Source organism: Sphingopyxis granuli NBRC 100800 (genome assembly GCF_001591045.1).
Lineage (GTDB): Bacteria > Pseudomonadota > Alphaproteobacteria > Sphingomonadales > Sphingomonadaceae > Sphingopyxis > Sphingopyxis granuli.
Genome location: NZ_BCUA01000101.1, coordinates 1 through 12,073, shown reverse-complemented (window position 1 = coordinate 12,073; position 12,073 = coordinate 1). Strand labels below are relative to the sequence as shown.

10 protein-coding genes are annotated in these 12,073 nt (G+C 66.5%); 2 read left to right on the top strand and 8 right to left on the bottom strand.

Annotation, left to right across the window (positions count from 1 at the left end):
- Both SGR02S_RS17085 and trxA read left to right on the top strand, forming a co-directional pair.
- On the top strand, positions 1 to 528 hold a 528-nt coding region (locus tag SGR02S_RS17085; RefSeq protein WP_174521674.1), incomplete at its 5' end, for a PD-(D/E)XK nuclease family protein.
- A 63-nt stretch (positions 529 to 591) separates the two neighbouring features.
- Positions 592 to 912: a thioredoxin TrxA gene (gene trxA, locus SGR02S_RS17080; protein WP_067112728.1), complete on the top strand. Its 321-nt coding sequence runs from the start codon at positions 592 to 594 to the stop codon at positions 910 to 912.
- Between the two features lie 139 nt (positions 913 to 1,051).
- On the opposite strand, the gene argJ is transcribed toward trxA, so the two are convergent.
- The 8 genes from argJ to map all read right to left on the bottom strand — a co-directional run bounded on the left by argJ (position 1,052) and on the right by map (position 11,543).
- A complete protein-coding gene (gene argJ, locus SGR02S_RS17075; RefSeq protein WP_067112725.1) occupies positions 1,052 to 2,278 on the bottom strand; it encodes a bifunctional glutamate N-acetyltransferase/amino-acid acetyltransferase ArgJ in 1,227 nt (408 codons plus the stop codon).
- A 154-nt stretch (positions 2,279 to 2,432) separates the two neighbouring features.
- On the bottom strand, positions 2,433 to 3,869 hold the full coding sequence (locus tag SGR02S_RS17070) for an aldehyde dehydrogenase family protein (RefSeq protein ID WP_067112722.1): 1,437 nt from the start codon (positions 3,867 to 3,869) through the stop codon (positions 2,433 to 2,435).
- 95 nt (positions 3,870 to 3,964) lie between these two features.
- A complete protein-coding gene (locus SGR02S_RS17065; protein WP_067112719.1) occupies positions 3,965 to 5,275 on the bottom strand; it encodes a M20/M25/M40 family metallo-hydrolase in 1,311 nt (436 codons plus the stop codon).
- Between the two features lie 83 nt (positions 5,276 to 5,358).
- Entirely contained in the window at positions 5,359 to 5,877 is a 519-nt protein-coding gene (locus SGR02S_RS17060) for a hypothetical protein (protein ID WP_067112717.1), read from the bottom strand.
- Positions 5,878 to 6,030: 153 nt separating this feature from the next.
- On the bottom strand, positions 6,031 to 7,443 hold the full coding sequence (gene glnA, locus SGR02S_RS17055; RefSeq protein ID WP_067112713.1) for a type I glutamate--ammonia ligase: 1,413 nt from the start codon (positions 7,441 to 7,443) through the stop codon (positions 6,031 to 6,033).
- A gap of 80 nt (positions 7,444 to 7,523) precedes the next feature.
- The gene (locus SGR02S_RS17050; RefSeq protein ID WP_067112731.1) at positions 7,524 to 7,862 is read right to left on the bottom strand and encodes a P-II family nitrogen regulator; all 339 of its coding nucleotides are present in this window, start codon (positions 7,860 to 7,862) and stop codon (positions 7,524 to 7,526) included.
- A gap of 390 nt (positions 7,863 to 8,252) precedes the next feature.
- Complete coding sequence (locus SGR02S_RS17045) at positions 8,253 to 10,430, bottom strand: PQQ-dependent dehydrogenase, methanol/ethanol family (protein WP_067112710.1); 2,178 nt, start codon at positions 10,428 to 10,430, stop codon at positions 8,253 to 8,255.
- A gap of 273 nt (positions 10,431 to 10,703) precedes the next feature.
- Positions 10,704 to 11,543, bottom strand: a complete 840-nt coding sequence (map, locus tag SGR02S_RS17040) for a type I methionyl aminopeptidase (protein ID WP_067112706.1) — start codon at positions 11,541 to 11,543, stop codon at positions 10,704 to 10,706.
- Positions 11,544 to 12,073: the final 530 nt, after the last annotated feature.

Sequence of the window (12,073 nt, the reverse complement as noted above, 5' to 3'; positions counted from 1 at the left end):
GCGGCGGTCGAGCGCGGGCTGCTGCTCCACGCGCTGTTCGAGCGCCTGCCGTCGGTCGCGTCCGATCGCCGCCGCGCCGCCGCGCTGCGCTGGCTCGCGGCGCAGGCGCCGGCGCTCGACGAGCGCGATCGCGCGGCGATGGCGGACGAGGTGCTCGCGGTGCTGGGCGATCCGGCGTACGCGGCGCTGTTCGGCGCCGGCAGCCTCGCGGAGGTGCCGCTGTCGGCGGTGGTCGACGGCACGGTGGTGGCGGGGATCGTCGACCGGCTGCTCGTCACCGACGCGCGCATCCTCGTCATCGACTACAAGACCGGGCGGCAGGTGCCCGAAAGCGCGGCCGACGTCGCGCCCGCCTATCTGCGCCAGATGGCCGCCTATCGCGAAGCGCTGGGGGTGATTTTCCCGGGGCGGACGGTGGACGCGGCGCTGCTTTATACCGCGGGGCCGACGCTGATCGGGCTCGACGCGGCGGTGCTGGCGCCACACAAGCCGGGCTTGGCGGCAACCAAGGCGAATTTGCCGGATTGACCCCTTGAGCCGAACGCGCGCGCGCCCTAGCTTGGCATCAAACATATATTCAGGAGTTTCCCCATGGGTACCAAGGCGATCACCGACGCAAGCTTTCAGGCCGATGTCCTCGACAGCGACACCCCCGTCCTCGTCGATTTCTGGGCCGAATGGTGCGGTCCGTGCAAGATGATCGGCCCGGCGCTCGAAGAGATTTCGGACGAACTCGCGGGCAAGGTGGTGATCGCCAAGCTCAACATCGACGACCATCCCGACGCCCCCGCACGCTATGGCGTGCGCGGCATCCCGACGATGATCCTGTTCAAGAATGGCGCGATCGCCGAAACCAAGGTCGGCGCCGCGCCCAAGAGCGCGCTCAAGGGTTGGCTCGAAGGGGCGCTGTAACTCCGCATTCCCCTAATTCCGTTCGTGCTGAGCTTGTCGAAGCACCGTTCTTCCTTCAGCGACGCCCGAAAGAAAGAACGGCCCTTCGACAAGCTCAGGGCGAACGGATTTTCGATGATCCCGATTATTGCAAACCTGATCAGCTTCGATAGTCGGCGTTGATGCTGATGTAGCCGTGGGTCAGGTCGCACGTCCACACGGTCGCGCGGCCTTCGCCGAGGCCAAGGTCGGCGCCGATGCGGACGGCCTGCCCTTTCAGATGTGCCGCGACCGGCGCCTCGTCATAGCCCTCGACCGGCAGGCCGTCCTTCGCGACCCAATGGTCGCCGAAGCGGATCGCCAGCCGATCGCGGTCGGCGGGTTCGCCGGCCTTGCCCACCGCCATCACGACGCGGCCCCAATTGGCGTCCTCGCCTGCGACCGCGGTCTTGACCAGCGGCGAATTGGCGATCGATAGCGCGACGCGCTTCGCGCTTTCGTCGCCGGTCGCGCCGGTCACCTGCACCTCGATGAATTTCGACGCGCCCTCGCCGTCGCGCACCACCTGCTGCGCAAGGTCGAGCGCCACCTGCCGGATCGCGGCATGCAGCGCGTCGGCGCCGGCGTCGTCCCATGATTCGAGGCGCGTGTTGCCCGCCTGCCCGGTGGCGAACAGCAGCACCGTGTCGCTGGTCGAGGTGTCGCTGTCGACGGTGATGCAGTTGAACGTCCCGCCCGTCGCCTCGCTCAGCATTTCCTGTAACAGCGCCGGCGCGACCGCGGCGTCGGTGAAGATGTAACCGAGCATCGTCGCCATGTCGGGGGCGATCATCCCCGATCCCTTGACGATCCCCGCGACGTGGACGGTGCGGCCGCCGACGACGGCGCTCGCCGCGGCGCCCTTGGCGAAGGTGTCGGTGGTGCCGATCGTTTCGGCAGCGGCTTCCCACGAACAGGGATCGGCGGTCAGCGCCGCCGCAATGCCCGCACGCGCCTTGTCCTTGGGCAGCGGCACGCCGATCACGCCGGTCGAGCTGACGAACACCTCGTCGTCCTTGCAGCCGAGATGCTCCGCGACCTGCGTCCTGATCTGCTCGACCGCCTCGCGCCCGCGATAGCCGGTGAAGGCGTTGCTGTTGCCCGCGTTGACGATCAGCGCGCGCGCGGCGCCGTGCTTCACCTGCTCGCGGCCCAGTTCGACCTCCGACGAACAGCAGATATTGCGCGTGAACACGCCCGCGACCGCGGTGTCGGGTGCCAGCTCGACATAGGTGAGGTCGCAGCGGTCCCATTCCTTGTAACGCGCCCGCGCGACGCGGCGCGTCACCCCGGCGATGTCGGGCAGGGCGGGGAAGGCGGCGGGGGCGAGCGGCGAGCGTGTGGTCATGGAAAGCGCTTAATCGCAGTTCGTTCAAAGCAAAACCCCTCCCGTTTACGGGAGGGGCAGCGAGACCTGGGCGCTTGCGCCCTGGTCGCAGCGGGGTGGGCCAATGCGACGTCGCTGCCCACCCCCAACCCCTCCCGCAGGCGGGAGGGGAGACTTACGCCGGAATGCCGCTGATCGCCTTCATTTCCATGAAGTCCTTGAGGCCGAACAACCCGCCTTCGCGGCCGTTGCCCGACTGTTTGTAGCCGCCGAACGGGGCGCCCGGCGCGGGCCCCCAGTTGTTGACCGCGACCATGCCCGCGCGCAGCTTCGGCGCGACTTCGGCGGCCTTGGCGGGGTCGCCCGACACGACGGCGGACAGGCCGTATTCGGTGTCGTTGGCGATCTCGACCGCTTCGTCGAGGTTCGAATATTCCATGATCGTCGCGACGGGGCCGAACACTTCCTCCTTCGCGATCCGCATGTCGGGGGTGACGCCCGAGAAGACCGTCGGCTTGATGAAATAGCCGCGGTTGACGTTGCTCGGCAGGCCGGTGCCGCCGGTCTCCAGCGTCGCGCCTTCGTCGATCGCCGACTGGATCAGGCCCTGAATCTTGTCGAACTGCGCCTTGTTGACGACGGGGCCGATATGGCCGCCCTCCTGGCCCGGATCGCCGACCTGCGTGCCGTCGAACATCGCCTTGATGACGCCGACCGCTTCCTCCTTGCGATCCTTGTGGACGAGGATGCGCGTCGGCGCGATGCAGCTCTGCCCGGTGTTGACGAGCACGCCCTGCACCGTCGGCGGCAGCACGGCGCCCAGGTCGGCGTCGGGCAGGACGAGGTTCGGCGACTTGCCGCCCAGTTCCTGGTGGACGCGCTTGACCGTGTCGGCCGCCGCCTTGGCGACGAGGATGCCGGCGCGGGTCGATCCGGTGAAGCTCACCATCTCGATGCCGGGGTGTGAAGAGATCGCGTTGCCGACGGTCGGGCCGTCGCCCTGCACCAGATTGAACACGCCCGGCGGCACGCCCGCGGCGTCGAGGATTTCGGCGAAGATCACCGCGTTGCCGGGGCATTCCTCCGACGGCTTGAGGATCATCGTGTTGCCGGCGGCCAGCGCGGGCGCGACTTTCAGCGCGATCTGGTTGAGCGGCCAGTTCCACGGCGTGATCATGCCGACGACGCCGATCGGCTCATAGACGACCTTGTTCGCGCCATGCTGCTCGCTGAACTCGAAAGTCTTGAGCGCCTCGATCGTGCCGAGGAAACCGCCGATGCCGGCACCGACCTGCGCGGTGCCCGCGAAGCTGACCGGCGCGCCCATTTCGGCGGCCATCGACCTGGCGAGGTCGGGGCCGCGCTTCTTATATTCCTCGACGATGCGGCCCATCAGCGCCAGCCGCTCCTCGCGCGTCGTCTGCGACCAGCTCTTGAAGGCCTCGCGCGCCGCGGCGACCGCGGCGTCGACGTCGGCGGCGGTGCCGAGCACGACGGTCGAGGCGGCTTCCTCGGTCGCGGGATTGACGACATCGTGCAGCCTGCCGCCCTTGCTGTCGACCCACTGGCCGCCGATGTACTGCTGTTTCAGGTGGGTTTCGGTATCGCTCATCGTCTGTCTCCCATCGGCGCGGAATTGCGTATCGGATTGCTACCTAATCACTGTGGACCATGAATCAAGCTGGGCCAACTGCGAAAGCTGGCGGGTCAGCGCTTTTCGGCCGCGAGGCGCGACATCAGGATGGCGGCGCGGGTCGCCTGCCGCGCGATGCTGGGCAGATCGACCGCCTCGCCCGGCGCGTGATCGCCGGTCGACCAGGGGCCGAGGCCCGCGAGCCCGTCGACGTCGGCGGCGACGAAGCTGATGTCGCCCGCGCCGCGCTTCAACGGGTCGAGCGCCGCCATCTCGGGCAGGCCGAGGTCGCGGTTGACGCCGTTGAGCTTCACCAGCAGCGCCCTGTTGCCCTCGGTCGGCGCCATCGGCGGATAGCCGCCGGGATCGAAGCTCAGCGTCGCGCCGGTTTCCGGCGCGTGGTCCGCCACGATCTGTGCCATCTTCGCCCGCACCCGCTGCGATTGCTCGATCGACAGGGTGCGCAGATCGCCGCGCGCGATCGCGATCGGCGGAATGATGTTGGTCTTGCCCGTCGCGGCGCCGCGGATGCCGCCCGCGTCGAGGCTCGCGGTCTCGCCGCCGGCGATCAGCCCGACGTTGAAGGTCAGGTTGGGTTCGGGCAGTTCGGTGCGAAAGCGCTGGATGATGCGCGTCAGTTCATAGATGGCGCCGTCGCCGACCCCGGCGCCGAAGATGCCCGAACTGTGCCCCGTCCGGCCGGTCGCCGTGACCGTCCAGCTTTCCGACGAGCGCCGCGCGATCGACCCCATGTCGGCGCCGCCGTCGCGCACCAGCCCTTCGAAGTCGAGCGCGACGTCGCTGCGCTTGCCCGCTTCGATCAGGTCGGCGCGCGCCTTTTCGATCGGATCGCCCGCATCCTCCTCGTCGCCGGTCATATGGATTTCGATATTGGCGTCCTTCAGCGTCCCCGCCGCCTTCATCGCGCGCAACGCGGCGAGGATGACGACCATTCCGCCCTTGTCGTCGCCCGCGCCCGGGCCTTCGCCCCGGTCGCCCTTGCGGGTGAAGGTCTGGAACGGCGAATCGGATTCGAACACCGTGTCGAGATGCGCGATCAGCAACAGGCGCCTGGTGTCGGGGCGACCCTTGTGCACCGCGATCAGATGGCCCGCGCGCCCGGTCTCGGGCGTCGGTTTCCACGTCACCTCGAACCCCAGCGGCTCGAGTTCGGCGCGCATCATCTGGCCGACCTTCTCGACTCCCGCGAGGTTGAGCGAGCCGCTATTCTGATTCACCAGCCGTTCGAGCAGTGCGATCGAACGGTCCTGCTCGGCCGCGACCGTCTTCGCCATCGCGCTTTCGGCCTTGCTGAGTTTCGCCTGCGCGGGCGGAACGAGCGCGAACTGGAGGGCGAGCAGGGCGACGAACGGCAGCGATTTCATGAGCGACTCCTTGCGAGGGGTCGCTCCTTGTGCCGACTCGGCGCTGGGGCGGCAAGTCGCCGCTGGGATTTTGCGCGCCGCGATCAGGCGGCGTCCTTCACCTCGTCGAAATCGTCGAGCTTCTTCAGTGCATCGCGCGCGATCGAACGGAGCTTCGCCGCGTTCACCCGAAGGCCCTCGCTGTCCGAACCAGACAGTTCGTCGATCGAAAAGGCGACGCGGGTGCGGTCGGGCGCCAGTTCGTCGAAGGTGAATTTGAGGCCGGTCGACAGCGCGCCGTCGTCGATGCTGTAGATCATGTGCGCCCCGCGCGGGATTTCCATCGCGACGGCGAATTTCACCTTATAGGCGTCGGGGCGCAGCTTGGGCGCGACCTGCGCCCACGCCGGGTCGCTCCTGTCGATCACCAGCTCGTAAAGGCGGGTCGAGCCGCCGTTGGTGACGAGCGGCAGGCCGGTGAAGGCGCCATCGTCGCCGAACATCTTCGCGAACACCTCTTCGCGCGGTGCCGCGACGGTCCGGGTCTGGTTCGTCAGTTCGGCGACCTTGCCGCAGCCGGAGACCAGCAGCATCGTGACGACCAGCAGCAGGCGGCGAAGCATTGCGATATCCCCCCTCGGACATTCCGTCGGGGGGTATAGCAGCGCCATCTTGCCGAATGGTAAGCGCCGGCGCGATGACCCATTCTTCCGAAAGACGCGAGGCGCCCGGCCACTGTCGGCCGGACGCCCCTGTCATCCTGCCGGTCGGGCCGGTCAGGCGCTGTAGTACATCTCGAACTCGACCGGGCTCGGCGTCTGTTCGACGGCGTGGACCTCGTCCCACTTGAGTTCGATATAGGCCTCGATCTGGTCCTTCGAGAAAACGTCGCCCTTCAGCAGGAAGTCGTGGTCGGCGGCCAGGCTGTCGAGCGCTTCGCGCAGCGAGGCGCAAACGGTCGGCACTTCCTTCAGCTCCTCGGGCGGCAGGTCATAGAGATTCTTGTCCATCGCGTCGCCGGGATGGATCTTGTTCTGGATGCCGTCGAGCCCCGCCATCAGCAGCGCTGCGTAGCAGAGATAGGGGTTCGCCATCGCGTCGGGGAAGCGGAACTCGACGCGCTTCGCCTTGGCGCCCGCGCCATAGGGGATGCGGCACGAGGCCGACCGGTTGCGCGACGAATAGGCGAGCAGCACCGGCGCCTCGAAACCGGGGACGAGCCGCTTGTAGCTGTTCGTCGTCGGATTGGTGAAGGCGTTCAGCGCCTTGGCATGCTTGATGACGCCGCCGATGAAATAGAGGCACATATCCGACAGCCCGGCATAGCCGTTGCCTGCGAACAGCGGCTTGCCCTTTTCCCAGATCGAGAAATGCGTGTGCATGCCGCTGCCGTTGTCGTCCTTGATCGGCTTGGGCATGAAGGTCGCGGTCTTGCCATAGGCATGCGCGACCTGATGCACGACATATTTGTAGATCTGCATGCGGTCGGCGGTCTGCGTCAGCGTGCCGAAGGTCAGGCCCAGTTCGTGCTGCGCCGCCGCGACCTCGTGGTGATGCTTGTCGCACGGCAGGCCGAGTTCGAGCATTGTCGACACCATCTCGCCGCGGATGTCGACCGCGCTGTCGACCGGGGCGACGGGGAAATAGCCGCCCTTGGCGCGCGGCCGGTGGGCTAGGTTGCCGCCCTCGTAGCTGCGGCCCGAATTGGTCGGCAGTTCGATGTCGTCGATCTCGAAGCCCGACTTGTTGTAGCCGGTTTCGAAGCGGACGTCGTCGAACATGAAGAATTCGGCCTCGGGCCCGACATAGACGGTGTCGCCGATGCCGGTCGATCCGACATAGGCCTCGGCGCGTTTCGCGGTCGTGCGCGGATCGCGGGCATAGCCTTCGCCAGTCGCGGGCTCGACGATATCGCAGACGATGATCAGCATCGGCGTCGCCGAAAAGGGATCGTCATAGACGGCGTCGAGGTCGGGCTTCAGGATCATGTCGCTTTCGTTGATCGCCTTCCACCCCGCGATCGACGAGCCGTCGAACATCAGCCCATCCTCCAGCGCATCCTCGTCGATCGCGCTGGCGCACATGGTCAGGTGGTGCCATTTGCCCTTGGGGTCGGTGAAGCGCAGGTCGACCCACTCGATGTCGTTTTCCTCGATCCGCGCGATGATGTCCTTCGGCTTGGTGGCCATGGTCTTGCACTTCCTTCTTGCGATAGATCCCGATGCGGGGGGATGGTGAACGGCTGATGGCGGGCCCTGGGGTTCCGGTCCTAGAGTGCGTCCTCGTTGCGCTCTCCGGTGCGGATGCGCAGCGCGGTCTCTATGGTCGAGACGAAGATCTTGCCGTCGCCGATGCGGCCGGTCTGCGCGGCGGCGGCGATCGCCTCGACCACGCGCTCGGCCAGCCCATCCTCGACGACCACCTCCAGCTTCACCTTGGGCAGGAAGTCGACGACATATTCGGCGCCGCGATAAAGCTCGGTATGGCCTTTCTGGCGCCCGAAGCCCTTCGCCTCGGTGACGGTGATGCCGCTGACGCCGACTTCGTGCAGCGCCTCCTTCACCTCGTCGAGCTTGAACGGTTTAATGATCGCTTCAATCTTCTTCACGCTGTCCATTCCCCTTGGGCTGTCCACCGCCGGTCGCAGTCCGGGCCGGATCAGGCATGCCTGGTCCGGTCCTCCCGGTCGAGTCGGTGCGGTGTGCCGCCATCTTGCACCAATCAAGACCCGTGCCAATTGGCGAATGGCGGGGTTCCGACGGGAATTTCGGCGTGGGGTCGCGGCGTTGCCCAAGACGCGGGCAGCGCCGCCATCCTGCTGCCTAATATATGGGCATGGCGGTGGGGGCGGTTCTATTTTGATTCACGCAAAGGTGCGAAGAGGCCGCGTCATTGCGCTTCCACCACTCTTCGCGCCTTTGCGCCTTCGCGTGAAAATTTCCTGTCCCGCCCCCTCCGCAACCAGCATCGGTTTTGGAAAGGGGGTGATGCCTGCGCCCTACCGTCCCATGGGCGCCGACGCCTCGGGCAGATGCGCCTTGGTCCAGTTCGACCGTTCGATGACATAGGCGCGGATCGCCTCGGCATCGGCGGGCGTGAGCACGCGCGCGAAGCTGACCATGCCGCGATCCTTGAGCGCACCGTCGAGGATCACGCTTTTCCACGCGTCGGCGTTGGCGAGCGTGCCCGAGACGCGCAGGTCGGGCGTGAAGCCGTTGCCGATCGCGCTGTCGCCGTGACACACCTGACAATAGCGTCCGAAGTGCGCCTTGCCTGCCGCAACCTGCTGCGGCGTGCCGACCGGCGCGGGCGGGTTCCATTCGAGCGCGGTCGTTGCGGGCGGCGCGGGAAGCTGGACGGTGCCGCCGATCTTGAGCACGACGAGGCGCGGGATGTTGGGCACCTTGCGCGTCACGCCGCCCGCGATCCCCGCGACGAGCGGGAAGGCGCCGCCCTTGCTGGTCTGGAAGGCGACATATTGCACGCCGTTCACGCGGAAGGTCGAGGGCGCGCTGACGATCCCCGACTGCATGTCGAGGTCGAGAAGCTGCTTGCCGCTGTCGGCGGCATAGGCACGGAAGCGGCCGGTGCTGGTGCCCTGAAAGACGAGGTTGCCCGCCGTCGTCATCGTCCCGCCGTTCCATGCGGCGGGATAATCGACCCCCCAGGCGACCTTGCCCGTGCGCGGATCGAAGGCGACGAGGCGGCCGGTGGTCGCGGCGACCGCGGCGCGGAACGCCGCCGCGTCGTCGGGCAGCATCCCGGCCTGGAGCGAGGTGCCGACGTTGAAGCCGAGCACCTTACGCTTGTCGAGTTCGTCCATGTCCTCGAGGTAGCCCTGCGGAATCTGCTGCGCGGGGATATAGACGAGGCCGGTCGCGGGATTGTAGCTCATCGGGTGCCAGTTGTGCGCGCCGAGTGCGCCCGGAATGGCGATGAACGGCTTGCCAGTCCGATAGAAGCGGGCATCGGGATTTTCGATCGGCCGCCCGGTCGCGAGGTCGTAGCCGGTCGCCCAGTTGATCCCGTCGACGAAAGGTTTTGCGTCGATCAGCTTGCCCGTCGCGCGGTCGATGGTGAAGAAAAAGCCGTTCTTTGGCGCGTGATACAGCACCCTGGTCGGGGTGCCGTTCACCGGCTGCTCGGCCAGGATGATCGGCTGCGTCGCCGTATAATCCCAGCTTTCGGCCGGGGTTTCCTGATAATGCCATTTATAGGCGCCGGTGTCCGCGTCGAGCGCGACGACCGAGGAGAGGAACCAGTTGTCGCCCTCGCCGTTCGAGCGCAGCCCGTGGTTCCATGGATTGCCGTTGCCGACGCCCAGATAGATCTGGTCGAGATCCTTGTCATAGACGATCGCGTCCCACACGGTGCCGCCGCCGCCCGATACCTTCCACTCGCCCTTGTCGGACCAGGTGGCGTTGCCCTTCGACGCGAAGATGTCGTCCGATGCCGCGCCGTCCTTCCTTTTCTCGGGGTTGGGCGCGGTGTAGAAGCGCCAGCGTTCCTTGCCGGAGTCGGCGTCATAGGCGGTGACATAGCCGCGCACCCCGAATTCAGCGCCGCCGTTGCCGATCAGCACCATGTCCTTCACCACGCGCGGCGCGCCGGTGATCGTGTAGGGCTTCGCGGTGTCGAAGGTCTGCGTCGACCACAGTTCCTGCCCGGTCTTGCGGTCGAGCGCGATCAGCCGGCCGTCGATCGTGCCGACGAACAGCTTGTCGCCCCAGACCGCGACGCCGCGGTTGACGACGTCGCAGCAGGCGTTGACCGCGCGCTCACCGGGCACCTTCGGATCGAAGCTCCACAGCTTCTTGCCGGTCGCGGCATCCCATGCGTCGACCTTCGACCAGGCGTGGCTGACATACATCACCCCGTCGACGACGACCGGGGTCGCTTCCTGCCCGCGCGCATCGTCGAGGTCGGCGAACCAGGCGATGCCCAATTGCCCGACATTCCGGTCGTCGATGTCCTTGAGCGGGCTGAAGCGCTGCTCGTCATAGCTGTAGCCGATGCCGGCCCAGTCGTCGCCGTTGCCGCCGGTCTTCAGCAGGGTCTCGCTGGCCTTCTCCGCCTCGTCGAGCGATCCGGTCCCGCCCGATTTCGATGCGTTGCATCCCGCCAGCACCAGCGCCGCGCCGCCCAGCAGCGCGGTCACGAAGACCCGTTTCGCCATATTCGCTCTCCCTCGACGTCCATGGTTGACGTTTGCGTCAACTCTGCGCCGGGCGCGCCCGATTGGCAAGGGGGATTTAGGGTCTTCTACCTAGAGCGGCGTGCCATGAATCTGCAACGCCCCTTATTCGTTCGTGTCGAGCGAAGTCGAGACACTCACCGGCCTTGCGCCACGCTGATGGGTGTCTCGACTGCGCTCGACACGAACGGGACGATGGGTCAGATTTAACGCTCGATGCTCTAGACGCCACGCGTTCGCGGCAGGGCGGCGTGTTCACGCCCAGGGCGGCGCGTTCAGGCCCTTGGGGCTGGCGGTGAAGATTTCGCAGCCAGTTTCGGTGATGCCGATGCTGTGCTCGAACTGCGCCGACAGGCTGCGGTCGCGGGTCGTCGCGGTCCAGCCGTCGGGCAGCATCTTCACCGCATATTTGCCGGTGTTGATCATCGGCTCGATGGTGAAGAACATGCCGGGCTTCAGTTCGGGACCGGTGCCGGGGCGGCCGGCGTGGACGACCTCGGGCGCGTCGTGGAACATCTGCCCGACGCCGTGGCCGCAGAAGTCGCGCACGACCGAATAGCGGTGGCGTTCGGCATGCTGTTGGATCGCGTGCGCGATGTCGCCGATTCTGTTGCCCGGCTTCGCCTGCTCGATCCCCAGCATCAGGCATTCATAGGTCACGTCGACCAGCCGCCGCGCCTTGATGCCGACCTCGCCGACCAGATACATGCGGCTCGTGTCGCCGTGCCAGCCGTCGACCATCGGCGTGACGTCGACATTGACGATGTCGCCCTCGCGCAGCGGCCTGGCGTCGGGAATGCCGTGGCAGACGACATGGTTGATGCTGGTGCAGCAGCTGTGCGTGTAGCCGCGATAGCCGAGCGTCGCGGGAATGCCGCCGCCCGCCAGCGTCATCTCGCGGACGAGGTCGTCGATCTGCGCCGTCGTCACGCCGGGCCGGACGAAGGGAACGAGCGCGTCGAGAATCTCGGCCGCGAGCCGTCCCGCCCGGCGCATGCCGGCAAAACCCGCCTCGTCGTGCAGCTTGATCGTCCCGTCGCGCACGGGAGCAGGGGTGCCGGCCTCGGCGGCGGTGACGGAAACATAATCGTACATGGGGGGGATATAGGGGATCGGGGCAAAAAAAGCTAGGTTTGCAAGCGTTGACGGTGCTTTCTCTTCTTCGGTATGTGTCGGTCTAGCCAGCGATGAACGCCAGCGATCCTGATTTCCAATGATAGCCAATGGGGCAGCTGGTCTGGCAGCATATGTGTTTCGGATACGACACGTTTGATAATCGGTGCTCACCGCTTCCGGGCTTGAGCCCTCAATTTTCTATGGGCACCGAAGCCTCCCGACTTTCCAGCCTTTCCGGCTACGTCAACGCCGATCTTTTTCTGCATGTTACGCGATGTGGCCTTGTACATCCGCGAGCCGCCTCCCATGCTTGCGGCCCTCCCCTTCAGGGGTGAGGTTGGGGTGGGGGCTATCCACCTTGCGCGAGGCTGCGAGGCCCCACCCCGCTGCGACTAAGGTCCGGCTAACGCCGAACCTAGAGCAGCGTGCCTAAAATCTGCATCACCCTTTCTGCCGTTCGTGCTGAGCCTGTCGAAGCACCGTCCTTCTTCTTCCGGCGCCGAAAGAAA